The following is a 26,615-nucleotide window of genomic DNA, read 5'->3' as shown; positions in this document are numbered from 1 at the left end:
ATCCGATCATAGCCGTTCTTGACCACGGCGGATGAAGTCAAAAAGCCCGGTTCGCCGGGCTTTTTTGTTGCCTTCTCGTTTATGGAAGTTCACCGGCCTTCACGCAGGCAGGCGATTTGCTGGTAATGATGATGGGGGCGATCTCAGTGCGATCGAGCTGTCGATGTTGGCGATGCCGCTTCTATCGCGAACAAAAGGCAAGCCGACATGCTCAGAGAGATCCAACTCGGTCGTGAAGACGTTTCCCCGATCCTTTAAACGCGTCAGAACGAAGGTGTCTTCGGCGATCTGTCTCCGAATTTTCCCTTTGTCGTCGTAAGAATGGCCCATCCTGGTGATCGAGAACCCTGCGAGGGTCACAGATGGTACGCCCATGAAAAGTGCGTAGCAGAGGGCGGCAACTCCGTTCGTCACATGGCCGACCTCTCCAATATCAGAGGGAAGTCCGCCACTCACGACGTCGACGATCGCCTCGCGCTCAGCTTTAGTGGCGCGCATCAGGCTCTCATAACGCACGTGCGGCTTAGCTAGAAGGCTCAGATACATCACCCAAAGAGGCTTCGTATGGAGCCATAGGAGGCCTCTCGTCCTTACATGAGGATGCTCTTCCCACGACTTCTTCCGCTTGCGGAACGTCAAGTCGGCGGGCGGGAGACCTAGTGCGTTGGCTGTCTTGCCTGAGTTGTTGACGTCGACGCGTGCACAATGTCCAATCAGGTCAGGTGGAATCGTGGGGGACGGCGCGGAGCCGAGAATCAACCACGGCTTAGCCAGGATGCCAAGCCGTGAGAGCCAGCGACGGTGCCTTTCTCGCAATGCTTCAAGTGCGTCAGCTTCAATCGCCATCGCAAGTTCCGTAGCTAAAGTAGGGAAAGCAAGGTTCTGTCATCTTATGTCTGGCAGAAGTTGTCTTCTCAATTGGATCGTTCGCGCATCCCCCTGAACCGATGATGAATCTTATGTCTACTTCGATTGGAGGATTGTCTATCATCAATTGGACAACAGCTTAGGCGAATAAATTTGTGACTCCGTGGCCCAATTCTGTCGGCGTTGCTTCTCGTAACCCTATCACTGAACTTGAAGTCGGCCACCTAGTCGGCGATCTCCGAGCGGACCGCAGTCAACGCGGGTCTGCGGCGGCCACTTGGGGCGGCGCTGGCCAATTCGTAGCAGTTGAAGCAGGATGGCCGCATGTGCAACCTCTACAACGTCACCACGACCCGGGAAGCCATCGTCCAGATCACGCGGGCCCTGCGCGACCGCACCGGCTTCAACGAGCCGTCGCGCGACATTTATCCGGGCTATCTGGCGCCGATCGTCCGCACCGGCGCGGATGGGCAGCGCGAGGTCGCGCCCGCCACCTGGGGCATGCCTTCCCCGCCGGCCTTCGTGAAGAACTACGATCCGGGCGTCACCAACATCAGGAACGTCGGTTCGCCGCATTGGCGGCGCTGGCTGGGGCCGACGAGCCGCTGCGTGGTGCCTTTCACCAGCTTCGCCGAGCCGCTTCCCGGCAAGGGCGCCGGCAACGCATGGTTCGCCCGCGACGACAACCGGCCGCTGATGTTCTTCGCCGGGTTCTGGACGCCCTGGAGAGGCATCAAGAAGGTGCGCGACGGCGAGCGCGAGTTCGAGCTCTTCGGCTTCCTGACGACGGAGCCGAACGGGTTGATGGCACCGATCCATCCCAAGGCGATGCCGGTCATTCTCACCACGCCGGAGGAGGTCGATCTCTGGCTTTTGGCGCCATGGGAGGAGGCCAGGGCCCTGCAGCGCCCCCTGCCCGACGACATGCTGGTGGTGGTGGAGGCGCCGGTGCCGGCGCAGGCAGCACCTTCCGAACCCACCCTTTTCTGAGCGGGCTACCCGCCGAAACCACAACGGAATCAATCCCTCGCCAGAGCCAAGACTGCTTGAAGGATCGCTTCGCCCGTGCCACCCTAGGATAGAGGGAATTCGGCGGTAGGGGCCTTCCAGTCAGTGCGAAACATGTTGTCCAGACTGCTGGGGGCGGTGGGCCTTGCCGCGGCGATCGCGGCTTCGGGCTGCGTCGCCGTCGACACCACCCCGATAAACTTCGTCAGCACCCAACCGGCTGCACCATCCCCGGACTACATCCCCGACGCCACCGATGATGGCTCGACCGTAGTGGCGCTGTCGTTTTCAGGCGGCGGCACGAGGGCGGCGGCCTTCGGCTATGGCGTGCTGCAGGAACTCGACAGCCTGACCATCGACGAGTTTCCCCATCATCGCACATTGGTCGACAATGTTCGCACCGTCGCCGGAACGTCAGGCGGGGCCGTGCTGGCGGCCTATCTCGGCTACAAGGGCAAGGAGGAATACCGCGATTTCCGCGAACGGTTCCTCTACCAAGATGCCGAAGCCAATATGGCCACCAGCGTCTTGCCCGGCACTCTGGCCAAGGTGGCGCTCCAGGGCGGAGCCAATGACCGCAACAGCTTTGCCCGATGGCTTGACGACAACCTGTTCGACCATGCGACCTTCTCGGAATTCGGCAAGCCTGGCAGGCCGCTGGTCTGGGTGACCGCGTCCGACATCTACAACAACACGCCGTTCCTCTTCACCGAAGACACGTTCGCCGCCTTGTGCAGCGACATCAACCGGCTCAAGATCGCCGAGGCGGTCGGAGCATCCGCGGCAGTTCCTGTGGCCTTCGCGCCGATGATCCTGCAGGCGCCCAAGATCGATTGCGGCTATCACCGCCCGCACTGGCTGGAGCGGGCCTTGAACGCGGAGAACCCCTCGATCCGGCTGCAGGCCTATGCGCGATCGCTGGACTCCTACCAGGCCGATCAAAATCTGAACTATATCCGGCTGCTCGATGGTGCGCTGACCGACAATCTCGGCATCACCGGTCTCACCCTCGAACTGGCAAAGGCGGGCACGCCATATGCGCCGCTGTCGCCGCTGCAGGCCGTGCGGCTTCGCAATTTCGTCTTCATCGTTACCGACGCCGGCAGGCATGTCCCTTACGAGTGGGGCGAAACACAGCGCCCGCCTCACCTGGGGAATATCGTTCGTGCCGTATCGGACACCACGATTGCCTCGGCAAACAGGAGCGGGTTCGACGCGGTCGATCTCGCCCTGAATCGATGGCAGGACATGTTGATCCGCTACCGCTGCGGCCTCTCGCGCGAGCAGGTGCTCAAGGTGCGCGGAACCCTTGCCGGCTGGGACTGCCGCGACGTGACCGTTACGACCGAGTATCTTTCGTTCCGCGATGCGGACCCGGCGCACTTCGACCGCCTGAACCGGATGCCCACACGGCTAAAGCTCGCCCGCGACGACGTCGACCTCGCCATCGAAGCCGGACGGCAGGCGGTGCGCAACAACGCCAACGTACAGAAAATTGCACAAGAAGCGCGCAAGGGCGCGACGATCTTCGACAGCATCGAATCCGCGGCGGTGTTGACGGCGCGGCCCTGACCTGGCCAAACCGGGCGCGGCGCGCCTTGCTGTCCGCCGCCTGTCCATGACGCGAAGGAGGAGCGGCGTGGCCGATGGAAGCGACCTACACGCCGGGAGCGGGTTCCGGCGCCTCTCGACCGACGACTTGGACCCGAGCGAGCGCTTCGACTACTGGCGCAGCCTGTTTCCGCGCATGGACCTCGACCTGACCGCCGCCTCTGCGGCGGACCATTTCGTCGGCCAGGCGCTGCTTTGCGCCGACGACAAGGGTGCCACCTTCGGATACAGCGCCAATGCCGGCGCCGTGGTGGGCAGGACCCGCGGCGACAGCGACTTCATCATGATCAGCACCACGGTGGCTGGCGAGACGCGGGTGCGGAGCGGGCACGGCCCCGCGCTGGAAATGTCTCAGCAAAGCGGGATTGCGATCTATGACGCGAGCCAGCGGCTGCACACGCATTCGCGCGACCACGCCCACCTCTACATCACGCTGCCGCGCGCCACCGTGATCGAGGAGTTGGAAGGAGACGTAGGCTTCCTGCAGGAAGGCGCCTTTTGCCCGCCCCAGGCCGGACTTGCCCGTTCGCTGCAAAGCCATCTGCACATGATGGCGCAGGATGCCGCGCATCTCGACGCAGCCGCTGCGCAGGTGGCCATGCGGGTCGCGGTGGACCTCGCGCTCGGCATCCTGGCTTCGGAACGATCGACAAGGAACGGAGCGCAGCTGCGCGACCACGCGGGTGAACTCCATGGCCGGGCGCTGCAGTTCATCCAGCAGCACTACGCCGATCCCGCGCTGGTGGCTGCCACCATCGCCTACCGCCTTGGGTGCTCGCGCGCGCATCTCTACCGGGTGTTCGCGCAAAGGGGCCAGAGCGTGGGCGACGTCATCCGCTCGGTTCGCATCGCGCGCGCCTCTTCGCTGCTCAAGGCGCGCCCTGCCATCCCGCTGGCGCGCATCGCCCTTCTTTGCGGTTACGAAAGCCTGTCGGGCCTCACCCGCGCCTTTGCGCAGGCGACCGGCACGACCCCGGCTCGTTTGCGGGACGGGCGCGAGAGCCGGGGTCTGCGGTAGCGGGAGGACGCGACCTCAGTATTGCAAGCGGATGCTGAGATCCACGCGCGGCTTGTTTACCGCGAAGCGAGCCTTTTCGAACCCCGGCGCGCCGAAGGTGATCGACGGGTTGTTGGAAAAGCCCACCCCCTGCTTGGGCTTGCCGAAGAGACCGTACTCGATTGCAGTTTCGTTCTTTTCCGCATGGAAGACGGCCAGGGCATATGCGCCGGGCGCAACATCGGTGAAGCTGCATACCGCCTGACCGTTCTTGATCGCAGCGTCGGCGGCCTGCACCTCGCGGCCAGGCACGCGAAAACCTTTCGCCGTGGCGAACAGGCCGCAGCGCACGATGCCCGCGCTGCTGCGCACGCCCGTTACCGTCACGTTGAGCGACTCGGCCTGCGCCGCGCCTGAAACGAGGGCAAGCCCGCCTGCGACGAGCGCCATCCATGCGCCTTTTTTACCGAACACTGCTCTGCTCCTTCTTTGGTCTGCCTGGGAGGCGATCACTTGTAGATTTCCTGTTCCTGGACGGGCGCGGGCGGCGCATCGCCCTCCAGGCCCGCGCGCTGGCGCGACGAGAACATCGGCCCCTTGGCCGCGCACACCGGCGCGAAGGCGCGCATGCCGGACCGGTCGGGCATGTTCACATAGACCGCCTCCATGCCGCCGCGCCGGAAATAGGCCTCGTGCCAGAAGCCGGTGCCCTTCGGATCGCGCAGGAAGCTCTGCCACCATTGCCGGTGGGGTTCGCTGCGCGACCAGCGCTCGAGGCTCTCGAAATCCCGCCAGTATTGGCGCATGCCGACATGGGGCGGAAACAGCGAGTAGACGATCGACTCGTGCGCAAGAAGCCCGTCGGGCGCATCCTGCACCGCCTCGGAAATCTTCGAGCCGAAGCCGAACAGGGTGGCAAGCCCCTGGAAGACGTTCACCCGCATTCCGAGATAGAGGACCACGAGGTCGGGGTAACCGGAAAGGTCGACGGTTTCGCGTGTCAGCTGTGGTGCCACGGGCATTCTCGATACTGATGGGACCAGGCCCATGCGGACCGTCATGACGACGGATAGCCCCCGACGGTGTGCGGATCGTCTCTGCCGTTGCACCCGATCGTCTCAGGCGAAGGCCTGGTCCGGCGGTCCTGGCTCCGGATTCCGCGCGGCTTGATTGCGCTCGGCGCTTGTCGATGCGCGGCATTGGTGGTTACCTGATGGGTGGCCAATGACGCCGGGGACGCATGGACGCCCCGGGGATGTGGATCATGCTCGATGCCAGCGAAGTCGAATCCAGAGTAGGCAAACTGCTCACTCCGAGCCGGGCCTGGGTCCTTTACCTGCTGTTCGGCAGCGCCTATGCGGCCCTCTTCCTTCTCGGAGTCTACACGGCAAACAACAGCGTTCTGGCGCTGGTCTGGCCCGCCAACGCGTTCATGATCGGCATGCTGGTACGCTTCCCGATGCTGGCGCGCGCGGGGGGCTGGATCGCCTGCCTCGTCGGCTTCGCGATAGCGCTGCTGATCCTGGGGTATTCCTTGTCGACAGGCGCACGGCTGGCCACATTCAATTTCGGCATCGTCGTCGTCGGCTACGCCCTGCTCTCAAGCTTTGACCGGACAGACCAGCGCCTGGAGCGGCCGACGTCGGCTTTCTATCTGTTTTCCGCCGCCTTGGCGGCATCCATATACGCCAGCATAGTGGGTACGCTGCTTGTTGGACCGCTGTTCAGCGCAATGGCAGCGGAAAGAACCTTCCGATACTGGTTTTCCGTCGAGCTTTTGAACCAGCTTGCCTTTCTGCCGATGATCCTGGCGTTCCCGGTGGATCGCCAATGGACGCGGGAACTGCCCCTTACCCTGCACGATCAGGCGCCGATCATCGTGCTGGTTCTGTCGGCAGTCGCGGGCATTTTCTTCGGTGGGCTGGCTGCCTTCGTGTTCCCGGTTCCGGCCCTTCTCTGGTGCGCGATTTCCTATCGTGTCTTCCTCACCGCGCTGCTGACCTTCGCCTTCTGCGCCTGGGCGATCACGGCTACGTCACTCGGCTATATCTTTGTGTTGAACCTCAGCCGGGCGCCCGTGCTGTCGATCAGCATGGGGGGTGCGCTCATCACCCTGGGGCCGCTCATCATCTCCACGACCACGGCGACGAGAAACGAGGTGCTGGACCAGCTGAGATATCTCGCCGCCGAACGCGAGATCGTTTCGAGCGAACTCGAGCACCGGATCAAGAACCTTTTTGCCCTGGTCAACGGGCTGATCAGCCTGTCGGTTCGCGACAATCCCGAGATGAAGCCGCTGGCCAACAAGCTGAGGCAGCGGCTTGTTGCCCTTCAGCATGCCCACAGCCTGATCCGGGTCCGGAATGCCCCGACGGGCGGCGGAGATCGTACCTCGCTGAAGGAACTGATCGGCGTGCTGCTCCGACCCTACGAGGGCGGCAAGGGCCAGCGCTTCGCCATCGTCGGCGACGACGCCCTGGTCGATGCGGGAATTGTTTCGCCGCTGGCTCTCGTCTTCCACGAACTGGCGACGAACTCGACCAAATACGGCGCCTTGAGCGATGCTGAGGGCGTTTTGGAAGTTCACATCAGGCGCGATGACGAGCATTTGCAGATCGACTGGAGCGAGAGGGCGCCAGGCCTGAGCGGCCAGCCCGACACCCTCAAGAATGGTTATGGCTCCAAGCTCCTGGACCTCATCGTCAAATCGCAACTGCGGGGAAACTATAGCCGCAGCTGGTCAAGGAACCGGATGGACGTCGAGATCACCCTGCCCGGCAAGCTGTTCCCTTCCGTTCCGCAGGAGCCCGGTGAGCTCGCCTAGGAGTCGGCAGCCGGAGCGGCTAAGCCGCCCCGACCCTGGCAGAAGCTGGCGATACCGCCAAGTGGCACTTGCATCGCATTGCCGAGGGGATTCGCCTGCAGAACTGCTACTGACGAGCATCTAGCAACGCGTTTATCTTGCCGATTTCGTCGTCCGTCAGCGCGGCTCTTCCGAAATCCGCCGCCAGTCGGGTTTCCGCGTCGTCCAGCGCCTGCTCCCGCGCGACCGGGTCCTCGATTTCCAGCGCCGCCTGCCGGAGCAGGTCATAGGCGGCGATCAGCCCGACGGCCGACTTCGGGTTTGCGTGCTTGCGCGCCTGTGCGGAAGCATGGGCCGCATTCATGGCGCCAAGGGTGTTCGAAGCCGTGACTTCCGGTTTTTGCGCATTATTGGAGGCCGACTTGCCTGGAGCGGTTCCCGCCTTGCCGGGAGTTTCGCCTGACTTTCCGGGAGCGGTGCCCGACTTGCCGGGGGTCTCGCCCGACTTTCCGGGAGCGGTGCCCGACTTGCCGGGGGTTTCGCCCGACTTGCCCGGGGCCGTGCCCGACTTGCCGGGAGCCTCTCCCGATTTGCCGTGTTCGGAAGACGACTGGCCGTTGCCGGAGCCGCCATTCCCTCCATTGCCGTTTCCGTTCTTGGCCTGGGCGAAACCGACCAGGCCATAGCCATCGAGATGTGCGAAAGATGTGCCGCTGGCAAGAAGGCCAAGGCAAGCCAATGTCGCAAGATGACGTTTCAGCATTGTCCTCTCCTCTGGCGCCCCCTGGAGGATGAAATCGACGATTTTTGTCAGTTTTGTGACTATATTGGCCACCGTTTGTTTCACCATCGTCACAGTTATTCTAGCTTAACCCAAGTTAATGCGGCGCTTCGTTCTCTGAACTCGCGGGTATTGCCGGAAAATCAACTTGCGTGGGCACATCCATGGGAGTTCGATACCTAAGCGAGCCCCCCACCACCTGTAGACCGGCGATGCGTGGCGCAAAGGATGCCTGCGCCCGCCTTATTCCAAATGTCGCAAGCGGCTGATAAGCGACGCTTTGCCCAATTCCGGGTGGAGAACCTTTTTGATGACTTTGAAATTGCGCATGGCCGCAGCGGGGGCGCTGGCCGGCATTACTTGTTTCGCCTTTGCCGCTCAGGCGGACGACCTGGTGTTCACGCTGAAGAACGCCACCAATTCTGTGATCACCGAATTCTACGCCTCGCCGAGCGGGGTGGACGAATGGGAAGAGGACATTCTGGGCCGCGACGTGCTGAACCCGGGCGAAAGCGTCCGCGTGACCGTGGCCGACGGGCGCCGCGCCTGCAAATACGACATGCGCTTCGAGTTCACCGAGGATTCGGACCTCGACACCACCACCGACACGCAGGACTTCTGCGAGATGGACAGCTACACGCTGCACGAATAGCGGCCTCCATTAGCCGGCTTCTGAAGCCGGCCGATAAGCGCGCCTGGGCGCCTGCCCTTGCGCGCTCCCTGTTCGTCGGTTTGACTGGCCCCGCGGGACTTGCCATTCTGCGCAATCGTGCAGCGGCGTGGGGGGACGTGGACATAGAGCGTGCCGTAGAGAGCGTGCTGGAAGCGGCGTTGAGCCCCGAGGCCTGGCCGAACGCGCTGCGCATTCTTGCCGAGACTTGCGGCGCCGACCACGCCTTCGCCCACTATATTTCGCCCGAAAGCCTGGTTTCCTTCGCATCGCGCGGGTCCGAGGAGGTCCACGCCGACTTCCAGACCTGGCCGCACGAAGTTCCGCGCATGCGGCGGGCGCTGGAGCTCACGCTCGATGGGACGAAGGGGCTGCTGACCGACTGGCTCTGCTTCACGCCGGAAGAGCTGGCACGCGACCCGTTCGAACAGGAATTCGCCGTCAGGCACCAGAACGCGCACTTTGCCGGCACGTTCATTCCGCGCGAGGACAGTTCCTACCTCATCCTGTCGGTGGAGCGCGGGAAGGCCAAGGGCGCTTACGTGAACGAGGAACTGGACGGCGCGAATTCGCTGTTTCGCCTGCTTTCGCTGTCGCTCAACCATGCGCTCAAGGCCAGGCTTGATCTCGCCACTGGCGTTCTGGGAGCGCTGGACCAACAGGGCATGCCGCGCGCCTGGGTGAATGCGAAAGGGCGGCTGATCGCGGCATCGGCGGCGTTCGAAAAGCTTATCGGAAGCGTTCTGCATCTGCGCGGCGGACGCATTCATGCTGCCAGCGACGACGCCGATGCAAAGCTGCAGTGGGCCATCGCACAGGCTGCGCAGGGCGCGCAGCCGCTCGCCACCATTGCGCTGGAGGCGCGCGCCGACGGCGCGACCCTCAGCGCGCTGCCGCTGCGCGGCCGGGTGTACGAGATGCTGGGCAGAGCTGACGTGCTTCTGACGGTAAGCCTGGGAGGCGGGCAGCCGGCGAAGGTCGAAACCGTCCTGCGCTCTACCTACCGGCTGACGCCGGCGGAAGTGCGACTGGCGATACGCATCGGGCGGGGCGAGACTCTGCGGCACGCGGCCGACGCGGAAGGCGTGTCGCTGGAAACGGCGCGCGGCCGGCTGAAGGTAATCCTGCACAAGACCGGAACAAGCAGGCAGCTGGAGCTGGCGCTGATGATCCAGCGCCTGGCTTTCGAGGCCGAGCGCTCGGGCGACTACATCGCCCATGGCTAAGGCTGCGTGCCAAAAAATCCGGAGTCGATTTTTGCCCCGGGCCATGCCTAGATACCAGCCTGCAAGGCCGGCCGGCTGATTGCGAACCACCCCCTCAAGCCGAGGTAGATGACATGCTACGCGGTATCCACCCCCTGCTCGGACCCGAGCTGCTGCACGCGCTGCGCACCATGGGCCATGGCGACGAGATCGTGATCGCCGACGCCAATTTTCCGGCCAGCACGCTTGGCCGCCCGGTGATCCGCGCCGACGGCCTCGGCGCCGAGGCCGTGGTTGAGGCGATTCTCACCCATATGCCGCTGGACACATTCGACACGGCCGCCGCCTTCCGAATGGCGATGGTGGAGACGCCGGAGGAAGTGCCGCCGATCTGCGTTTCGTTCCAGGAAATCATCGACCGGCTGGCCGGCCCGTTCCGAGTGGCGCCGCTGGAGCGCTTCGCCTTCTACGAACGCGCGCGCCAGGCGGCCTATATCGTGGCCACAGGCGAATTGATGCTCTACGCCAACCTGATCCTCAAGAAGGGCGTGCTGCCGCCGGGCGAATTCGAACCGGCGTGGTGAGGCACGCGCCGCAAGCCGCCTGATGCAGCCCGCAACACGAATGCTCAGCCGGCGGCCGGCGGTGGATAGGCAATCGAACCGTCTGCCTGCGGCACGGCCTCGGGCGTGATGGTGGCGGGCTCGATCCGGTCATGGTCCATGAGGTGAAAAACCGCCTCGCCGCGGGCGATCAGATAGTCGGCGACGATGCGGCGATGGCAGCGCCACCACACGCTTTCCGCGCACATGACGGCGAGCCGACGCGCTCGGCCCATTTCCACCAGCCGGTCGAGCGCGACGCGGAATTCGGCGCTCATGGCATAGTCGGCATAGTTGTGAAAACTCTGGTTGACCCAGAAGCCGTTGGTCGAGGGCGGCACCGTCTTCGAGCGGCCGCGCAGGCCGCCAAGCTCGACCATGTGCGTGTAGGCGATGCCGAAGGTTGCGAGGCTGTCGGGAAGCACATCGCCATTGTACTGCGGGTTGGCGCGCGAACGCGGGACGGTGCGGATGTCGACCACCAGCCCCACCTCGGCAAGCTTTAGCAGATGGACGAAGGCCTCGATGCTGCGCGTGCCGTGGCCGATGGTGAAGAATGGCTGCCGCATGGCGCCTCCCTTCCCCGCGCGGACATTTCATCAGCGAAGCGGCCAAGCGTCAACTTGAAGGTAATGCCGCCCATGCAACAATCTTTTTGCATTAATCTAGCATTTAATTCCATTTGCCTTTCCCATTCCCCATATCGATATTTGCCATCGCAGCCCAGCCAGGAGGCTTCATGAGCAACGATAACGATGCGCGCGGCTATGCCTCTCCGCCCTGCCTCATGCATGAGCTGACGCCGGAATTTCAGGCCGACGACCGCGCCGCGGACCCCATTGCGTGGGCCGACGTGCTGCGCTGGCGCAAGGCCGAACGCCAGCGGCTGATCGACGAGCGCATGGCTGTGCCGGCAGAAGAGCGGGCGCGGCGCACGGAAACGATCGCGGCCGGGCTGACCAAGGCGATCGGCGACCCGCGCCACCGGCTGATCGGCATCTACTGGCCGTTCAAGGGCGAGCCCGACCTGCGCGGCTGGATGACCCAAACCATCGCGGCCGGCGGGCGCTTCGCGCTGCCGGTGGTGATCAAGTCGGGCTGGCCGCTGGAGTTCCGCGCCTGGGCGCCGGGCGAACCGCTGGAGCGCGGCGTGTGGAACATCCTTGTGCCGGCGAACGGGCCGGCAGTATTTCCCGACGTGGTGATCGCGCCGCTGGTGGGTTTCGACAGCGACAATTACCGGCTGGGCTATGGCGGCGGCTTTTTCGACCGTACCCTGGCGGCCATGCCGCGCAAGCCGCTTGCGATCGGCGTGGGCTACAGCCAAGCGAGGCTTGCCACCATCTATCCGCAGCCGCACGACATCCCGATGGACACCGTCATCACCGCCTGATCCAATGCTTTTCGGCCGAACCGCGACGGACGGCCGACGCATCATCGATCTTCCCCACGGAGCACCGACCATGCACAGAGACCGCCGTTTCCAGGATCTTGCCGGCACGGAGCTGCCGATCCTGCTGGCGCCCATGGCGGGACCCGTCGGCTCCGAGATCGCAATCGCGGTGGCCGAGGCCGGCGGCCTTGGGGCGCTACCCTGCGCGCTGCTTTCGCCCGAGCAGATCCGCGCCGAGCTCGGCATCATCCGCCAGCGCACGGCAAAGCCGATCAACCTCAACTTCTTCTGCCACACGCCGCCAATTCCCGACGACGCCCGCGAGGCCGCATGGCGCAAGCGGCTGGCCGCCTACTATGTCGAGCTCGGGCTCGATCCGGAAGCGCCGGTGCCGAACTCCAGCCGCACGCCTTTCGACGCCGGGCTGTGCGAGGTGGTGGAGGAATTCCGGCCGGAGGTGGTGAGCTTTCACTTCGGCCTGCCGGAACAGGCGCTTGTGGAGCGCGTGAAGGCGACGGGCGCGAAAGTGCTGTCGAGTGCTACGACCGTGGACGAGGCGCGCTGGCTGGAGGACCATGGCTGCGACGCCATCATCGCCCAGGGCGCGGAAGCCGGCGGCCATCGCGGCATGTTCCTGACCGATAACATCGCCACCCAGGTGGGCACCTTCGCGCTGGTGCCGCAGGTGGTGGATGCGGTGTCGGTTCCAGTGATTGCGGCCGGCGGCATCGGAGATGCGCGCGGCATCGTGGCCGCCTTCGCGCTGGGAGCCTCGGCCGTGCAGATCGGGACCGCCTATCTGTTCTGCCCCGAGGCCAAGGTGGCGGCCCTGCACCGGCAGGCGCTGCGTGAGACGCACAGCGACGCGACCGCGATCACCAATGTGTTCACCGGCCGCCCGGCGCGCGGCATCGTCAACCGCATCGTGCGGGAGGTGGGGCCTATCTCCGGGCTCGCACCGGCATTTCCGCTGGCCGGCGGCGCGCTGGCGCCGCTGAAGGCAAGGAGCGAGCCGGTAGGCTCCGGCGATTTCATGTCGCTGTGGTCGGGACAGGCGGCCCGGCTCGGCCGCGAGATGCCTGCCGGCGAGCTGACGCGACGCCTGTGGGCCGAGGCGCAGGAGTGGATGGGAGCGGCGTAATTCTTTGCCTCACCGCGCCTGCGAGGGCGTGAAGCGGGCCACCAGCGTGTGGCTGTCGGCCGGATAGGTGAAGCGCACATGGGTGACGGGGTGCTCGGCGCTCCAGGTGCGGCGCTCGACGACCAGGCACGGCGCCCCGGGCTCAACCCCGAGCGCGGCGGCGATTTCCGCATCGGCGCCGGTTGCCCTTATGCGGTGCTCGGCCGCGCTCCAGGGGACATGGCCGACCAGCCACGGCCCCGGCGCGATCTCCTCGAAAGCTTCCTCGGCGGCCTCGGGCACGGCGACCAGGCTGATCAACCGCTCTTCCAGGCAGAAGGGCCGCGGCCCGGCGAAATGCCGGCACTTGAGCGCCAGAACCGGCCCGGCCTCGTGCAGCTCCATCAGCGCGCGGTCGGCCGGCGTGCCCTTGCGCTTCTGGTGCGAGGCAAGCTCGTAGCGATAGGGCAGGCCCAGTTCCTGCACCTCGTCCTTGATGTCATGGATCTCCAGCACCGCGGCCTGCGACACCGGCGTGCGCACAAAACTGCCCGAGCGGCGGCGGCGCTCGATCAGGCCCGTCCTGGCGAGCTCGGACAGGGCCTTGTTCACGGTCATGCGCGAGCAGCCATATTCCTCTGTCAGCTCGTGCTCGAAGGGAATGCGATGGCCAGGCGCCCATTCGCCCGACAGGATGCGTTCGCTGATGTCAGCGAGAATGCGCTGGTGCAGCGATATCGGTTCCTGCTCCTTCAAGGTGTCCATCTTGTCCATTGTGCGATCCAGAACGGCGGCCGGGCACGCGTCACGCTTCAGCCCGCGGCAAGCTCATTCATCACGGCACGGAAGTCCTCGGCAATGGCATCACGCATGAAATGCCTGCCGCCAACCACAACTTTCTTGCCGCGGACCCAGACGCCGTCAACCTTCGCGCCATTGGCGAAGATCCAGGCATCGAGAACGCCATCGCCCTTCTTGCCGGCCAGGGACGGGTGGTCGGCCCCCAGCGAGACGAAATCGGCCGAAGCGTCGATGGCGATTTCCGCCGGGCCCGCGCCGAGCGCGGCGGCACCGCCGGCCAGCGCGCCGTCGAACAACGCGCGGCCATTGGATTGGCCCGGCGCGGCCAGCACGTTGCGCTGGCGGTGGAACAGGCGCTGCGAATATTCGAGCTGGCGCAGCTCGTCTGGCAGGCCGATGAGCACGTTGGAGTCGGAGCCGACGCCGAAGCGGCCGCCATGCGCGGCAAACAGCGGCGCAGCGAAAGTGCCGTCGCCGAGATTGGCTTCCGTGACCGGGCACAGGCCGGCGATGGCGCCGCTTTTGGCCATGCCGGTCGTCTCGGCGTCAAGCATGTGGGTGGCGTGGATAAGGCACCAGCGCCCGTCAACGGGGGCGTTGGCGAGCAGCCATTCGACCGGGCGAGCGCCGGACCAGGCGATGCAGTCCTCCACCTCCTTCACCTGTTCGGCGACGTGGATATGGACGGGCTTGTCGGTCATTGCGACGACGGCGGAGAGCTCGTCGGGCGTCACCGCGCGCAGGCTATGCGGGGCAACGCCGACCACGGCGCCGGGCAGGTCCTTCACTGCCGCGCGGGCGCCTTCCATCAGGCGGCCAAAACTGTCGAGATCGTTGATGAAGCGGCGCTGGCCCTCATTGGGCGCGGCACCACCGAAACCGGAATGGGCATAGAAGACCGGCAGCAGGGTGAGGCCGATGCCGGTGCGCGCGGCGGCGGCGGCAATGCGCTCGGCCATTTCGGCGATGTTGGCGTAGTGCCCGCCGTCGAGATCGTGGTGCAGATAGTGGAACTCGCCGACGCGGGAGAAACCGGCTTCCAGCATCTCGACATAGAGCTGGGCGGCGACGGCCTCGACCTGGCGCGGCGTCATCGAGAGCGCGAAGCGATACATGACCTCGCGCCACGACCAGAAGCTGTCGGCGCCGGGGCCGCGCGTTTCGGCAAGGCCGGCCATGCCGCGCTGGAAGGCGTGGCTGTGCAGGTTGGGCATGCCGGGCAGGACGATCGCCTGGCGCTCGTCGCCGGATTGCGGAGCGGCATCCGCCTCGACGGCCGAGATACGGCCTTCCCTGACGGTCAGGCGCACGTCGTTGCGCCAGCCCTGCGGCAGCAGCGCCTGCCCGGCAAAAATGGTCGTCATGGAGCCTTCCCCTGCGTTTCTTGCATCCGATCGCCACAAGACGCTTGCGTCAATCGCTCATATGTCTATACATAAACGATCGGGATGGAAATGGAAAACATCATGCAGAACCGCGAAAGCGCGCAAACGGGACGGGTCCGCCTGTGGCGGAATGCCCGCCTCGCGACGCTGGCCGAAACCGCGCCCGGCTTGGGCGTCGTAGAAAATGGGGCAATCGCCGCAAGGGACGGGCGCATTGTCTATGCCGGCCCCGAGGCCGAACTGCCGGCGGCTCTGCGCGACGGCGCCGAGACCGTGGACTGCGAGGGCCGCTGGATCACGCCCGGCCTGGTCGACTGCCACACGCACCTGGTGCATGCCGGCGACCGCGCCAACGAATTCGAGATGCGGCTGGCGGGTGCCACCTATGAGGAAGTCGCGCGCGCGGGCGGCGGCATCGTCTCCTCCGTGAAGGCGCTGCGCGCGGCGAGCGAGGTAGAGCTGGTGCGGCAATCCCTGCCCCGGCTCGACGCACTGCTGGCCGAAGGCGTCACCACTGTCGAGATGAAGTCCGGCTACGGGCTGGACCTCGAAAACGAGGCGAAATCGCTGCGCGCCGCACGCCGACTGGGCGGTGAGCGGCCGGTGACGGTTCGCACCACCTTCCTCGGCGCGCATGCGCTGCCGGCGGAGGCGAACGGCGACAAGGACGCCTATATCGACCTGGTCGCCAAGCAGATGCTGCCGGCAATCGCGGCGGAAAAGCTGGCCGACGCGGTCGACGGCTTCTGCGAGGGCATCGCCTTTTCGCCGGAACAGATGGTGCGCGTGTTTGAGGCCGCGAAGTCGCACGGGCTTCCGGTAAAGCTGCATGCCGACCAGCTTTCCAACCTGCATGGCGCAGCCCTTGCCGCGCGCTACGGCGCGCTCTCGGCCGACCATCTGGAATACACCGACGACGAAGGTGCTGCCGCCATGGCGAGCGCCGGCACGGTGGCGGTGATCCTGCCCGGCGCGTTCTACTTCATCCGCGAGACGAAAAAGCCGCCGGTCGACCTCTTCCGCCGCCACGGCACGAAAATGGCGCTGGCGACCGACAACAATCCCGGCACCTCGCCGCTGACCTCGCTGCTTTTGACAATGAACATGGGCGCGACGCTTTTTGCCATGACGGTCGACGAATGCATCGCCGGCGTGACCCGCGAAGCGGCGCGCGCGCTGGGAATGCTCGGCGAGACCGGAACGCTGGAGGCCGGCAAATGGGCCGACCTCGCGATCTGGGACATCGAGCGGCCGGCCGAACTTGTCTACCGCATGGGCTTCAATCCGCTCCATGCGCGCATCTGGAGGGGGAAATGACTGAACTCGTATTGAAGCCCGGCGAAGCCACGCTCGCCGACTGGCGCGCCATCTATCGCGGCGCCGTGCCCAAGCTGCATGAGAGCGCCCGGGCCAAGATCCAGGCCAGCGCCGAGACGGTCGCAAAGATCGTCGCCAAGGGCGAGCCGGTCTATGGCATCAACACCGGCTTCGGAAAGCTGGCTAGCGTGCGCATTCCGGCCGCCGACCTCGAAACGCTTCAGCGCAACATCGTGCTGTCGCATGCCGCCGGCACCGGCGAACCGATGCCGGTGGCCGTGGCGCGGCTGATGATGGCGCTGAAGCTTGCCAGCCTCGCGCAGGGCGCCTCGGGCGTGAAGGTCGAGACCGTCGAGCTTCTGGAGAAGATGCTGGCCAACGACGTGATCCCGGTGGTGCCGGCGCAGGGTTCGGTGGGCGCTTCCGGCGACCTGGCGCCGCTTTCGCACATGACGGCGGCGATGATCGGCGTGGGCGACTGCTTCACCCCGCATGGCCGCGTGCCGGCCAAGGTGGCCTTCGTGTCGCACGGGCTGGAGCCGGTGACGCTCGGCCCCAAGGAAGGGCTGGCGCTGCTGAACGGCACCCAGTTCTCCACGGCCTATGCGCTGGCCGCGCTGTTCGAGGCGGAAATACTCTATCATTCGGCGCTGGTGGTCGGCGCTCTGTCGACCGATGCGGCCAAGGGCTCGGATGCGCCGTTCGACCCGCGCATCCACCTGCTGCGCAAGCACAAAGGCCAGATCGATACGGCCGACGCGCTGCGCGCGCTGATGGCGGGCAGCGCCATCCGCGAAAGCCACCGCGTCGGCGACGAGCGCGTGCAGGACCCTTACTGCCTGCGCTGCCAGCCGCAGGTGATGGGTGCTGCGTTGACCGTGCTGCGCCAGGCCGCCGACACGCTGGAAACGGAAGCCAACGGCGTCACCGACAATCCGCTGATCTTCGCCGAGGACGGAACCGCGCTTTCGGGCGGCAACTTCCACGCCGAGCCGGTGGCGTTTGCCGCCGACATGATCGCTCTGGCCGTCTGCGAGATCGGCTCGCTGTCGGAGCGGCGCGTGGCCATGCTGGTCGACCCGGCGCTGTCGGGCATGCCCGCATTCCTGACGCCGAAGCCGGGCCTCAACTCCGGCTTCATGATCCCGCAGGTGACGGCGGCAGCCCTCGTCTCTGAAAACAAGCAGAAGGCCTATCCGGCAAGCGTGGACTCCATCCCCACCTCGGCCAACCAGGAAGACCACGTCTCCATGGCCGCGCATGGCGCGCGCCGGCTGATGGGCATGGTGGAGAACGCCACCGCCGTGATCGGCATCGAGTTTCTGGCCGCCGCGCAGGGTTGCGACTTCCACGCGCCGCTGGCTTCCAGCGCGCCGCTGGAGGCAGTGCGCAAGCTCTTGCGGGCGCAGGTGCCGCATCTCGACGACGACCGTCACTTCCACCCGGACATGGAAAAGGCCAATGCGCTGGTGCGCAGCGGCGCGGTGATTGCGGCGGCAGGCGCGGTGAAGCTGCCGGCGGTTGCAGGGTGCGAGGCATGACCGCCCTGCCCTGGCTTTCCATAACACGCGGCGAGGCGCCGCTGCTGGTGTCGATCCCGCATACCGGCACCGACCTCGCGGGCCTCGAGGACCGTCTGGTCTCGCCCTGGCTCGGCCGCAAGGATGCCGACTGGTGGATCGAAAAGCTCTACGGCTTCGCCGCCGGCCTCGGCGCGACCGTGGTGCGCACCTCGATTTCGCGCACGGTGATCGACGTCAACCGCGACCCGTCCGGCGTCTCGCTCTATCCGGGACAGGCAACCACCGAGCTTTGCCCGACCACCACCTTCGATGGCGAGCCGCTTTATCGCGAAGGGCAGGCGCCGGGTGCGGAAGAGGTCGCCGAGCGTCGAAAGACCTATTTCGAGCCTTACCACGCCGCTTTGGCCGAAGAGCTGGCACGGCTGCGCAAGGTGCATGAAAAGGTCGTGCTCTATGACTGCCACTCGATCCGCTCGGTCATTCCGCGCCTGTTCGATGGCGAGCTGCCGGTGTTCAACCTCGGCACCAACAGCGGCGCCAGCACCGACCCGGCGCTGCAGACGCTGGTGGCCGACATCATCGCCGGCACCGGCGAGAGCCATGTGATCAACGGCCGCTTCAAGGGCGGCTTCATCACCCGCAATTTCGGCAAGCCGGAAGCGGGCGTTCATGCGCTGCAGATGGAGCTTTCCTGCCGCTGCTACATGCATGAGCGGCCGGGGCCGGTGAGCGCCGAGGACTGGCCGGCGGATTACGATCCCGACTTTGCCGCGCCGATTCGCGGGACGCTGACAGAAATCCTTCAAACCGCAATCCGCTGGGCCCGCGCCTGAGGCGCGGCCGGCCTTCATGCTGGAGAAAATGATGACCCAACACACCCGCATCGACAATTCGCGCGTCATTCGCGCTGCCACCGGCACCGAGCTTTCCGCCAAGAGCTGGCTGACGGAAGCGCCGCTGCGCATGCTGATGAACAATCTCGACCCCATCGTTGCCGAAAAGCCCGGCGAGCTGGTGGTCTATGGCGGCATCGGCCGCGCGGCCCGCGACTGGGACAGCTTCGACCGCATCGTCGGCGCGCTGAAGGCGCTGGAAGCCGACCAGACGCTGCTGGTGCAGTCGGGCAAGCCGGTGGGCGTGTTCCGCACCCATGCGGACGCCCCGCGCGTGCTGATCGCCAACTCCAACCTGGTGCCGCACTGGGCCAACTGGGACCACTTCAACGAGCTCGATAAGAAGGGCCTGATGATGTACGGCCAGATGACGGCCGGCTCCTGGATCTATATCGGCTCCCAGGGCATCGTGCAGGGCACCTACGAGACCTTCGTGGAGATGGGCCGCCAGCACTTTGGCGGCGATCTTTCCGGCCGCTGGATCCTGACCGCGGGCCTCGGCGGCATGGGCGGCGCGCAGCCGCTGGCCGCGACCATGGCCGGCGCCTCGTGCCTGGCCATCGAATGCCAGGCCAGCCGCATCGAGATGCGCCTGAAGACCGGCTATGTCGACGTGCAGGCCAAGGACCTCGACGACGCGCTGGCCATCATCGACAAGGCCACCAAGGAGAAGAAGGCGATCTCCGTCGCCCTGCTCGGCAACGCCGCCGAGATCCTGCCCGAACTCGTCAAGCGCGGCGTGAAGCCGGACGCGGTGACCGACCAGACCTCGGCGCATGACCCGGTCAACGGCTACCTGCCGATCGGCTGGACCGTGGCCGAATGGGAAGAAAAGCGCGAGCGCGACCCCAAGGCCGTCGCCAAGGCCGCCCGCGCCTCCATGGCCGTGCATGTGAAGGCCATGCTCGACTTCCACCACCAGGGCATTCCGACCGTCGACTACGGCAACAACATCCGCCAGATGGCCAAGGAAGAGGGCGTGGAAAACGCCTTCGACTTCCCGGGCTTCGTGCCGGCCTATATCCGCCCGCTGTTCTGCCGCGGCGTTGGCCCGTTCCGCTGGGCGGCCCTGTCGGGCGACCCGGAGGACATCTACAAGACCGACGCCAAGGTGAAGGAGCTGACGCCCGGCAACAAGCACCTGCACAACTGGCTCGACATGGCGCGTGAGCGCATCCACTTCCAGGGCCTGCCGGCGCGCATCTGCTGGGTGGGTCTCGGCGACCGCCATCGCCTCGGCCTCGCCTTCAACGAAATGGTCGCCAAGGGCGAGCTGAAGGCGCCGGTGGTGATCGGCCGCGACCACCTCGATTCCGGCTCGGTCGCCTCGCCCAACCGCGAGACCGAAGCGATGAAGGACGGCTCGGACGCCGTGTCCGACTGGCCGCTGCTCAACGCGCTGCTCAACACCGCCTCGGGCGCAACCTGGGTTTCGCTGCACCATGGCGGCGGCGTCGGCATGGGCTTCTCGCAGCATTCGGGCATGGTCATCGTGTGCGACGGCACCGAAGACGCCGCACGTCGCCTCGAGCGCGTGCTGTGGAACGACCCGGCCACCGGCGTGATGCGCCATGCCGATGCCGGCTACGACATCGCCATCGACTGCGCCAGGGAGCATGGCCTCAACCTGCCCGGCATCCTGGGCTGATACTCAAACGAACAGGTGAAGACGACCTCGATGACAGACATCTCGTATACGGAGCGCGGTTCGCGCGGCAGCGGAGCGGTCAAGCTCATTCTCTACAGCCTGATCGGCATCTTCGTGTTCTTCGTGCCGGTGACCATCGGCGGCAAGTCGACCATTCCTCTCGACCACGCCGCGACGGCCATCGTGACTCATGCACGGCCGGCCGCGATCGCGTTCGTCTGCCTGCTGATCGCCTATGGCGCCCTGGCACCCTTCGTGCAGGGCACCTGGCGCGGCAGCGTCACGGGGACGATCTTCTCGTTTCTGAGGGTGCTGGGCGCGGTCCTGGCCGGCATGTACCTGACCGGCGTGGGCCCGGCCGAACTGTTCGCGCCCGACATGCTGCCCTTCCTGTTCGACAAGCTGGTGCTTTCGGTGGGCCTCATCGTGCCCATCGGCGCGCTGGCGCTGGGCTTCCTGGTGGGCTACGGCCTGCTCGAGCTGACCGGCGTGCTGGTGCAGCCGGTGATGCGGCCGCTCTGGCGCACGCCGGGCTGGTCGGCGATCGACGCCGTGGCTTCCTTCGTCGGCAGCTATTCGCTGGCGCTGCTGATCACCGACCGCGTGTTCCGCGAAGGCAAGTACACGGTGCGCGAGGCCGCCATCATCGCCACCGGCTTTTCCACCGTGTCAGCCACCTTCATGGTGATCGTGGCCAAGACGCTGGACCTGATGGGTTCCTGGAACCTGTATTTCTGGACCACCTTCTTCATCACCTTCATCGTCTCGGCCATCACCGCGCGGATGTGGCCGCTGGCCGGCATGGAGCATCCGGCCGACCGCGACGCGCCGCTGCCGGCCGACCGCAGCCGCCTGCAGGCGGCCTTCGACGCCGGCCTCGAACAGGCGGCCGTCGCCAAGAGCCTGCCGGCGACCCTGCGCGAGAACTTCCTCGACGGCCTGCGCATGGCAGCCATGATCCTGCCCAGCATCATGGCGGTGGGGCTGCTCGGCCTGCTGGCGGCCAAGCACACGCCGATCTTCGACGTGATCGGACTGCTGCTCTACCCCGTCACCTGGATCGCACAGTTCTCCGAGCCGATGCTTGCGGCCAAGTCGCTTGCCGCGGGCCTGGCGGAAATGTTCCTGCCGGCGATCCTGCTGAAGGAATCCGACCTGGCGCTGAAATTCGTGGCGGCGGTGGTGTCGGTCAGCCAGGTGCTGTTCCTGTCGGCGTCGATCCCCTGCGTGCTCGCCACGACGATCCCGCTCCGGTTCCGCGACCTGCTGGTGATCTGGTATGTGCGCACCGCGCTCAGCATCCTGCTCACCGCGCCCGTCGCCTGGCTGGCGGTGTCGATGGGCTGGCTGTCCTGACCATGATGCGCGTTCTGCCCGCCGAAAACTATCGCCGCATGCCGTGGAAGAACGGCGGCGGCGAGACAACGGAAATCGCCGTTTCGCCGGAAGGCGCGACGGTGGACAGCTTCGACTGGCGGCTTTCCATGGCGACGGTAGCGCAAGGCGGGCCGTTTTCGACCTTTGCCGCCATCGACCGCACGCTGGCGGTGCTCGACGGCGACGGGCTTCGCCTCACCGTGGAAGGCATGGGCACGACCGAGCTGACGACCGGCTCGGCGCCGCTGCCCTTCCCCGGCGACGCGCCCACCGGCGCCGAGCTGATCGACGGCACCGTGATCGACCTCAACATCATGACCCGGCGCGGTCGCATGAGCCACGCCATGCGGCGGCTGGACATTGCCGGAACCGTCGATATCGCCGTGTCGGCATCGGAACTTCTGGTGTTCTGCCAGCGCGGAACCTGCCGCCTTGCCACCGGCGACGAGACGGCAGCGCTCGGCCCGCTCGACACCGCCCATCTCGACCGCACGCCGCAGGCGCTGCGGATCGAAACCGACGCCACGGCGCGGATTTTCCTCATCGAACTGTCGCCGGAAGGCCGCGCCGGGTAGCGGCGCGGAAACGCTGCCTGCAGTAATGGCCTCGCCGCATCACTTTGCGGCGAGGTGAGGCCGTATGGTTAATTCAAGCTTGACACCCCAAATGATGGGGGCGTAAGGCACCCATGCTTCCGGCTCGCCCTTTGGCTCGCCCGAGGCAGTCAACAACTGATTGAACAGGTTATGGACAGTCATTCTAGTCGCTGTTCGGGGAAGGCTCTGAGCCGGATCCGGACACCGTATTCGACAATCGATACCGTGTCCGGCATGTCCCGCCGGGCGAGCCTCGGCAAGGCCTGACGGTCTGTCCGCTTGCTTCCGGGGCCTGTCGGGCCAAGGAGGTGAGCCATGAACAACACCATCCTCTTTTTTCGTGACCGCGACGCCGTGCGCCTTGCCATGCGTTCGGCCGCACCCGTCGCGCGTACCCGCATCCGGCCGCTCGAGCCCGCGCATCCGGAAGCCGGACGCAGCGCGCTGACCTGCCGCTGGCAGCGCGACAAGCTGACCGGAAGGCTCGAAGGCCGCTGGTCACGGGAGCATCGCACCCTTTCCGAAGAGGGTGTCAGTCGAAGCTTGCGACACGCTCTCGCCGCCTGACCTTCCGGTCCGCGCCGCAAACGCCTTTTTCCTGATCGCGAAGATCTTGCGCCCGCCGCAACCCGTCCCGGTTGCGGCGCGCCGACGCGCGCCTCTCGCCCCTGCCCGCTCCGCCGCCATGTCGCGCCCGAAGCGGCGGGGAACGCAATGCTGCCTTGAGCAGCCAGAGACCGAGGTTCGCAAATGATCTTCCTGCCCCATAACCGCCAGTCGCTGAGCGACGCCGCGACGCTGTCGCGCGCCCGCATCATGCCCAATGTCTACGACCTTCTCGCCCTGTCGATCATGGCGGCGGTGTTCGTGCTTTTGGCGCATGCGGCCGTCGAGATGCGCGGCTCGGTGGAACTGCTTTCCACCAGGCCGGTGACGCTCGACCCGGCCAACCTGCCCGAATATGCGCTACGCACCACGCTGCGCATGTTCGCGGCCATCATCGCCTCGCTGATCTTTACCTTCGTGGTGGCGACGCTGGCGGCCAAGAGCCGCCGCGCCGAGATGGTCATCATCCCGGCGCTCGACATATTGCAGTCGGTGCCAGTGCTGGGCTTCCTGACCTTCACCGTGACCTTCTTCATGGGCCTGTTTCCCGGCAGCCAGCTCGGGGCCGAATGCGCGTCGATCTTCGCGATCTTCACCGCGCAGGCCTGGAACATGACCTTCTCTTTCTACCAGTCGCTGCGCACCGTTCCGCGTGACCTGGACGAGGTGAGCCGCGGCTTCGGCCTGACGGCCTGGCAGCGCTTCTGGCGGCTGGAAGCGCCCTTTGCGGCGCCGGGCCTGATCTGGAACACGATGATGTCGATGTCGGGCGGCTGGTTCTTCGTGGTCGCCTCGGAAGCGATCACGGTCGGCGACACCACGGTGGAACTGCCGGGCATCGGCTCATGGCTGGCGCTGGCGATTTCCAGGGAGGATTTCGTTGCGGTGGGCTGGGCGGTGCTGGCAATGGCGCTGCTGATCCTGCTCTACGACCAACTGCTGTTCCGGCCGATCGTGGCCTGGGCCGACAAATTCCGGGCCGAACAGACAGCGGCGCAGGAAAAGCCACGCTCCTGGGTTTATGACGTGATGCGCCGCACCCGCATGCTCAAGCTGGCCGGCGCACCCTTTGCGGCCGGCTGGGGCCGGCTGATGCTGGCGGGCGCCGGCGCACCACGCAAGGCGCCGCGGCCGGTGGAGCCGGCGCGGACCAGCCGGATTGCGGATCGCCTCTGGCTTGCCTTCATCGTGCTTCTGGCCGCGGCAGGGGCTGCGGTGACCGTGCTTTACATCCGCCGCACGCTGGGTTGGGGGGACGTGGCGCAAGCCTTCGGCGGCGGCTTCGCGACCCTTCTGCGCGTCGTCGTTCTGGTCGGCCTCGCCAGCCTGATCTGGGTGCCGGTGGGCGTGTGGATCGGACTGCGGCCGGCCGTGGCCCAGAAGGTGCAGCCGCTGGCGCAGTTTTTGGCCGCGTTTCCGGCCAATGTGCTGTTTCCGTTCGTGGTGATCGCCATTGTCGCCACCGGTGCCAGCCCCAACATCTGGCTGTCGCCGCTGATGATCCTGGGGACGCAGTGGTACATCCTGTTCAACGTGATCGCCGGTGCCAGCGCCTTCCCGTCCGACCTCAGGGAGGCGGCGGCGGTGTTCAAGCTCAGCTCGTGGAGCTGGTGGAGCAAGGTAATGCTGCCGGGGATATTCCCCTACTATGTGACCGGGGCACTGACCGCCACCGGCGGCTCGTGGAATGCTTCCATCGTCGCCGAGGTGGCGAGCTGGGGCAACACGCATCTCCAGGCCTACGGGCTCGGGGCCTACATCGCCAAGGCGACGGAGGCCGGCGATTTTCCCCGCGTGGTGCTGGGGATTGCGGTGATGTCGCTGTTCGTCACCACCTTCAATCGCGCCCTGTGGCGCCCGCTTTACGTCTTCGCCGAGCGCCGCCTGCGCCTCGACTGAAAAGACACTACATATTGCTTCGGGAGACCGGAAAATGAATGAATTCGTGACAGCCACCGCTGCAAGCGTAGCTCCCCTGGTCGAAGTCAAGGACGTGAGCCAGAGCTACGACAACGGCCAGTTCGTGGTGCTGGAAGATGTCGGCCTGACCCTGCGCTCGGGCGAGATCGTCGGCCTGCTTGGCCGCTCGGGCTCGGGCAAGTCGACGCTGCTGCGCTCCATCGCCGGGCTGATCCAGCCGACCGGAGGCTCGATCACCTTCGAGGGCGCGCCGGTTTCGGGAACCCCGGATGGGATCGCCATGGTGTTCCAGAGTTTTGCGCTGTTTCCGTGGCTGACGGTGCTGCAGAACGTCGAACTGGGGCTGGAAGCGCGCGGCGTGGCGCCCGCCGAGCGCCGCAAGCGCGCACTGGAGGCGATCGACCTGATCGGCCTCGACGGCTTTGAGAGCGCCTATCCCAAGGAGCTGTCGGGCGGCATGCGCCAGCGCGTCGGCCTTGCCCGTGCGCTGGTGGTGCACCCCAAGGTGCTGCTGATGGACGAGCCCTTCTCGGCGCTCGACGTGCTGACGGCCGAGACGCTGCGCACCGACCTGCTCGACCTGTGGTCGGAAGGGCGCATGCCGATCGAATCTATCCTGATGGTGACCCACAACATCGAGGAAGCGGTGCTGATGTGCGACCGCGTGCTGATCTTTTCCTCCAACCCCGGGCGGGTGGCGGCCGAGATCCGCATCGACCTGCCGCAGCCGCGCGACCGGCTCGACCCGGCCTTCCGCGCGCTGGTGGAGGACATCTACGAGCGCATGACGGCGCGCAAGCCGGCGGCAGAGCCCGCCCGCGACGGCGCCTTTCCCGGCACCGGCATCGACATGGTGCTGCCGCGTGTTTCGACCAACCTGCTTTCCGGCCTGATCGAGACGGTGGCCGCCGAGCCCTATCGCGGCAAGGCCGACCTGCCGCCGCTGGCGGCCAGCCTGCAGCTGGAGATCGACGACCTGTTCCCGATCGCCGAGACGCTGCAGCTGCTGCACTTTGCCGAACTGGCCGAGGGCGACATTCGCCTGACGCCGGCGGGCATGCGCTTTGCCGAGGCCGAGGTGGACGAACGCAAGCACCTGTTTGCCCAGCAGCTTGCCGCCCATGTGCCATTGGCGATGCATATCCGCCGAGTGCTCGACGAACGGGCAAGCCACGAGGCGCCGGCCCGCCGCTTCCGCGACGAGCTGGAGGACCACATGTCGGAGGAGAATGCCGAGCACACGGTGCGGGCGGTGACCAGCTGGGCGCGCTATGCCGAGCTCTTCGCCTATGACGAAAAGACCGACATGTTCACGCTGGAAAACCCGAGCTGAGTTCCGGCCGAAAATAGAAGGGGCGCGGCCGACAAGGCCGCGCCCCTTCTCATGCGCCGGGCGTGCCCCGCCCCGGCCAAACCCGCCTGGTTCCTGGAAAGCATGGTCTTGTCCGAAAAGTCTTCAACTCTTCGCTGACGCGGCCCTTCGGGTCGGGAT

The 26,615-nt window shown here is 65.9% G+C and carries 25 protein-coding genes; 18 read left to right on the top strand and 7 right to left on the bottom strand.

What is annotated here, in order from left to right:
- Positions 1-99 precede the first annotated feature (99 nt).
- The gene (locus AC3A4H_RS18320) at positions 100-846 is read right to left on the bottom strand and encodes a hypothetical protein (protein WP_487767980.1); all 747 of its coding nucleotides are present in this window, start codon (positions 844-846) and stop codon (positions 100-102) included.
- A 345-nt stretch (positions 847-1,191) separates the two neighbouring features.
- Here AC3A4H_RS18320 and AC3A4H_RS18315 point away from each other — a divergent pair, with 345 nt between their 5' ends.
- The 3 genes from AC3A4H_RS18315 (at position 1,192) to AC3A4H_RS18305 (ending at position 4,504) form a co-directional block, all read left to right on the top strand.
- Positions 1,192-1,857, top strand: coding sequence for an SOS response-associated peptidase (locus tag AC3A4H_RS18315; RefSeq protein ID WP_487767979.1), 666 nt, complete (start codon positions 1,192-1,194; stop codon positions 1,855-1,857).
- Between the two features lie 132 nt (positions 1,858-1,989).
- Entirely contained in the window at positions 1,990-3,447 is a 1,458-nt protein-coding gene (locus AC3A4H_RS18310) for a patatin-like phospholipase family protein (RefSeq protein WP_487767978.1), read from the top strand.
- Between the two features lie 67 nt (positions 3,448-3,514).
- Positions 3,515-4,504 (top strand): helix-turn-helix transcriptional regulator, encoded by a 990-nt coding sequence (locus AC3A4H_RS18305; RefSeq protein WP_487767977.1) that lies wholly within the window; start codon positions 3,515-3,517, stop codon positions 4,502-4,504.
- Between the two features lie 15 nt (positions 4,505-4,519).
- On the opposite strand, the gene AC3A4H_RS18300 is transcribed toward AC3A4H_RS18305, so the two are convergent.
- Positions 4,520-4,996 carry a DUF2141 domain-containing protein gene (locus tag AC3A4H_RS18300; RefSeq protein ID WP_487767976.1) on the bottom strand — a complete coding sequence of 159 codons (477 nt, stop codon included), beginning with the start codon at positions 4,994-4,996 and terminating at the stop codon, positions 4,520-4,522.
- The gene (locus AC3A4H_RS18295) at positions 4,993-5,499 is read right to left on the bottom strand and encodes a DUF4188 domain-containing protein (protein WP_487767975.1); all 507 of its coding nucleotides are present in this window, start codon (positions 5,497-5,499) and stop codon (positions 4,993-4,995) included. The genes AC3A4H_RS18300 and AC3A4H_RS18295 overlap by 4 nt, the downstream gene beginning before the upstream one ends.
- A gap of 248 nt (positions 5,500-5,747) precedes the next feature.
- On the opposite strand from AC3A4H_RS18295, the gene AC3A4H_RS18290 reads away from it, so the two are divergent.
- Positions 5,748-7,307 carry a sensor histidine kinase gene (locus AC3A4H_RS18290; RefSeq protein ID WP_487767974.1) on the top strand — a complete coding sequence of 520 codons (1,560 nt, stop codon included), beginning with the start codon at positions 5,748-5,750 and terminating at the stop codon, positions 7,305-7,307.
- Positions 7,308-7,413: 106 nt separating this feature from the next.
- Here the strand turns inward: AC3A4H_RS18290 and AC3A4H_RS18285 are convergent, their stop codons facing one another.
- Entirely contained in the window at positions 7,414-8,049 is a 636-nt protein-coding gene (locus AC3A4H_RS18285) for a hypothetical protein (RefSeq protein ID WP_487767973.1), read from the bottom strand.
- A 328-nt stretch (positions 8,050-8,377) separates the two neighbouring features.
- On the opposite strand from AC3A4H_RS18285, the gene AC3A4H_RS18280 reads away from it, so the two are divergent.
- From AC3A4H_RS18280 to AC3A4H_RS18270, 3 genes are all read left to right on the top strand, one after another.
- Entirely contained in the window at positions 8,378-8,719 is a 342-nt protein-coding gene (locus tag AC3A4H_RS18280) for a hypothetical protein (RefSeq protein ID WP_348779011.1), read from the top strand.
- 137 nt (positions 8,720-8,856) lie between these two features.
- Positions 8,857-9,963: a helix-turn-helix transcriptional regulator gene (locus tag AC3A4H_RS18275; protein ID WP_487767972.1), complete on the top strand. Its 1,107-nt coding sequence runs from the start codon at positions 8,857-8,859 to the stop codon at positions 9,961-9,963.
- Positions 9,964-10,076: 113 nt separating this feature from the next.
- A complete protein-coding gene (locus tag AC3A4H_RS18270; RefSeq protein ID WP_487767971.1) occupies positions 10,077-10,526 on the top strand; it encodes an RbsD/FucU family protein in 450 nt (149 codons plus the stop codon).
- 44 nt (positions 10,527-10,570) lie between these two features.
- Here the strand turns inward: AC3A4H_RS18270 and AC3A4H_RS18265 are convergent, their stop codons facing one another.
- Complete coding sequence (locus AC3A4H_RS18265; protein WP_487767970.1) at positions 10,571-11,113, bottom strand: DUF488 domain-containing protein; 543 nt, start codon at positions 11,111-11,113, stop codon at positions 10,571-10,573.
- A 170-nt stretch (positions 11,114-11,283) separates the two neighbouring features.
- Between AC3A4H_RS18265 and AC3A4H_RS18260 the strand changes: the two genes are divergently transcribed.
- Both AC3A4H_RS18260 and AC3A4H_RS18255 read left to right on the top strand, forming a co-directional pair.
- On the top strand, positions 11,284-11,937 hold the full coding sequence (locus tag AC3A4H_RS18260; protein WP_487767969.1) for a 5-formyltetrahydrofolate cyclo-ligase: 654 nt from the start codon (positions 11,284-11,286) through the stop codon (positions 11,935-11,937).
- A gap of 70 nt (positions 11,938-12,007) precedes the next feature.
- Positions 12,008-13,078 carry an NAD(P)H-dependent flavin oxidoreductase gene (locus AC3A4H_RS18255; RefSeq protein WP_487767968.1) on the top strand — a complete coding sequence of 357 codons (1,071 nt, stop codon included), beginning with the start codon at positions 12,008-12,010 and terminating at the stop codon, positions 13,076-13,078.
- Between the two features lie 9 nt (positions 13,079-13,087).
- Here the strand turns inward: AC3A4H_RS18255 and hutC are convergent, their stop codons facing one another.
- Together hutC and AC3A4H_RS18245 are read right to left on the bottom strand one after the other, a co-directional pair.
- Complete coding sequence (hutC, locus tag AC3A4H_RS18250) at positions 13,088-13,831, bottom strand: histidine utilization transcriptional repressor HutC (RefSeq protein ID WP_487767967.1); 744 nt, start codon at positions 13,829-13,831, stop codon at positions 13,088-13,090.
- A gap of 38 nt (positions 13,832-13,869) precedes the next feature.
- Positions 13,870-15,222: a formimidoylglutamate deiminase gene (locus AC3A4H_RS18245; protein WP_487767966.1), complete on the bottom strand. Its 1,353-nt coding sequence runs from the start codon at positions 15,220-15,222 to the stop codon at positions 13,870-13,872.
- A 102-nt stretch (positions 15,223-15,324) separates the two neighbouring features.
- Between AC3A4H_RS18245 and hutI the strand changes: the two genes are divergently transcribed.
- The 9 genes from hutI (at position 15,325) to AC3A4H_RS18200 (ending at position 26,456) form a co-directional block, all read left to right on the top strand.
- Positions 15,325-16,560, top strand: coding sequence for an imidazolonepropionase (gene hutI / locus AC3A4H_RS18240; RefSeq protein WP_487767965.1), 1,236 nt, complete (start codon positions 15,325-15,327; stop codon positions 16,558-16,560).
- The gene (hutH, locus tag AC3A4H_RS18235; RefSeq protein ID WP_487767964.1) at positions 16,557-18,101 is read left to right on the top strand and encodes a histidine ammonia-lyase; all 1,545 of its coding nucleotides are present in this window, start codon (positions 16,557-16,559) and stop codon (positions 18,099-18,101) included. Before hutI ends, hutH begins: the two co-directional genes overlap by 4 nt.
- Positions 18,098-18,916 (top strand): N-formylglutamate deformylase, encoded by an 819-nt coding sequence (gene hutG, locus AC3A4H_RS18230; RefSeq protein ID WP_487767963.1) that lies wholly within the window; start codon positions 18,098-18,100, stop codon positions 18,914-18,916. Before hutH ends, hutG begins: the two co-directional genes overlap by 4 nt.
- Before the next feature lie 31 nt (positions 18,917-18,947).
- Positions 18,948-20,624, top strand: coding sequence for a urocanate hydratase (gene hutU, locus AC3A4H_RS18225; RefSeq protein ID WP_487768108.1), 1,677 nt, complete (start codon positions 18,948-18,950; stop codon positions 20,622-20,624).
- Between the two features lie 30 nt (positions 20,625-20,654).
- The gene (locus AC3A4H_RS18220) at positions 20,655-21,980 is read left to right on the top strand and encodes a YjiH family protein (protein WP_487767962.1); all 1,326 of its coding nucleotides are present in this window, start codon (positions 20,655-20,657) and stop codon (positions 21,978-21,980) included.
- A 5-nt stretch (positions 21,981-21,985) separates the two neighbouring features.
- A complete protein-coding gene (locus AC3A4H_RS18215) occupies positions 21,986-22,576 on the top strand; it encodes a HutD/Ves family protein (RefSeq protein ID WP_487768107.1) in 591 nt (196 codons plus the stop codon).
- Positions 22,577-22,912: 336 nt separating this feature from the next.
- Positions 22,913-23,164 (top strand): hypothetical protein, encoded by a 252-nt coding sequence (locus AC3A4H_RS18210; RefSeq protein WP_487767961.1) that lies wholly within the window; start codon positions 22,913-22,915, stop codon positions 23,162-23,164.
- Positions 23,165-23,347: 183 nt separating this feature from the next.
- The gene (locus AC3A4H_RS18205; protein ID WP_487767960.1) at positions 23,348-25,102 is read left to right on the top strand and encodes an ABC transporter permease; all 1,755 of its coding nucleotides are present in this window, start codon (positions 23,348-23,350) and stop codon (positions 25,100-25,102) included.
- Positions 25,103-25,136: 34 nt separating this feature from the next.
- Positions 25,137-26,456, top strand: a complete 1,320-nt coding sequence (locus AC3A4H_RS18200) for an ABC transporter ATP-binding protein (RefSeq protein WP_487767959.1) — start codon at positions 25,137-25,139, stop codon at positions 26,454-26,456.
- The last annotated feature ends 159 nt before the right edge of the window (positions 26,457-26,615 follow it).

The sequence above is a fragment of the Pseudaminobacter sp. Soil_N_29 genome (genome assembly GCF_057656055.1).
This window is presented reverse-complemented; position numbering and strand designations above follow the sequence as displayed.

Excerpts from the sequence above, each read along its gene's own strand:
- AC3A4H_RS18320 (WP_487767980.1), bottom strand. The coding sequence starts at position 846 with ATGGCGATTGAAGCTGACGCACTTGAAGCATTGCGAGAAAGGCACCGT.
- AC3A4H_RS18315 (WP_487767979.1), top strand. The coding sequence starts at position 1,192 with ATGTGCAACCTCTACAACGTCACCACGACCCGGGAAGCCATCGTCCAG.
- AC3A4H_RS18310 (WP_487767978.1), top strand. The coding sequence starts at position 1,990 with ATGTTGTCCAGACTGCTGGGGGCGGTGGGCCTTGCCGCGGCGATCGCG.
- AC3A4H_RS18290 (WP_487767974.1), top strand. The coding sequence starts at position 5,748 with ATGCTCGATGCCAGCGAAGTCGAATCCAGAGTAGGCAAACTGCTCACT.
- AC3A4H_RS18285 (WP_487767973.1), bottom strand. The coding sequence starts at position 8,049 with ATGCTGAAACGTCATCTTGCGACATTGGCTTGCCTTGGCCTTCTTGCC.
- AC3A4H_RS18280 (WP_348779011.1), top strand. The coding sequence starts at position 8,378 with ATGACTTTGAAATTGCGCATGGCCGCAGCGGGGGCGCTGGCCGGCATT.
- AC3A4H_RS18270 (WP_487767971.1), top strand. The coding sequence starts at position 10,077 with ATGCTACGCGGTATCCACCCCCTGCTCGGACCCGAGCTGCTGCACGCG.
- AC3A4H_RS18265 (WP_487767970.1), bottom strand. The coding sequence starts at position 11,113 with ATGCGGCAGCCATTCTTCACCATCGGCCACGGCACGCGCAGCATCGAG.
- AC3A4H_RS18260 (WP_487767969.1), top strand. The coding sequence starts at position 11,284 with ATGAGCAACGATAACGATGCGCGCGGCTATGCCTCTCCGCCCTGCCTC.
- AC3A4H_RS18255 (WP_487767968.1), top strand. The coding sequence starts at position 12,008 with ATGCACAGAGACCGCCGTTTCCAGGATCTTGCCGGCACGGAGCTGCCG.
- hutC (WP_487767967.1), bottom strand. The coding sequence starts at position 13,831 with ATGGACAAGATGGACACCTTGAAGGAGCAGGAACCGATATCGCTGCAC.
- AC3A4H_RS18245 (WP_487767966.1), bottom strand. The coding sequence starts at position 15,222 with ATGACGACCATTTTTGCCGGGCAGGCGCTGCTGCCGCAGGGCTGGCGC.
- hutI (WP_487767965.1), top strand. The coding sequence starts at position 15,325 with ATGCAGAACCGCGAAAGCGCGCAAACGGGACGGGTCCGCCTGTGGCGG.
- hutH (WP_487767964.1), top strand. The coding sequence starts at position 16,557 with ATGACTGAACTCGTATTGAAGCCCGGCGAAGCCACGCTCGCCGACTGG.
- hutG (WP_487767963.1), top strand. The coding sequence starts at position 18,098 with ATGACCGCCCTGCCCTGGCTTTCCATAACACGCGGCGAGGCGCCGCTG.
- hutU (WP_487768108.1), top strand. The coding sequence starts at position 18,948 with ATGACCCAACACACCCGCATCGACAATTCGCGCGTCATTCGCGCTGCC.
- AC3A4H_RS18220 (WP_487767962.1), top strand. The coding sequence starts at position 20,655 with ATGACAGACATCTCGTATACGGAGCGCGGTTCGCGCGGCAGCGGAGCG.
- AC3A4H_RS18215 (WP_487768107.1), top strand. The coding sequence starts at position 21,986 with ATGCGCGTTCTGCCCGCCGAAAACTATCGCCGCATGCCGTGGAAGAAC.
- AC3A4H_RS18210 (WP_487767961.1), top strand. The coding sequence starts at position 22,913 with ATGAACAACACCATCCTCTTTTTTCGTGACCGCGACGCCGTGCGCCTT.
- AC3A4H_RS18205 (WP_487767960.1), top strand. The coding sequence starts at position 23,348 with ATGATCTTCCTGCCCCATAACCGCCAGTCGCTGAGCGACGCCGCGACG.
- AC3A4H_RS18200 (WP_487767959.1), top strand. The coding sequence starts at position 25,137 with ATGAATGAATTCGTGACAGCCACCGCTGCAAGCGTAGCTCCCCTGGTC.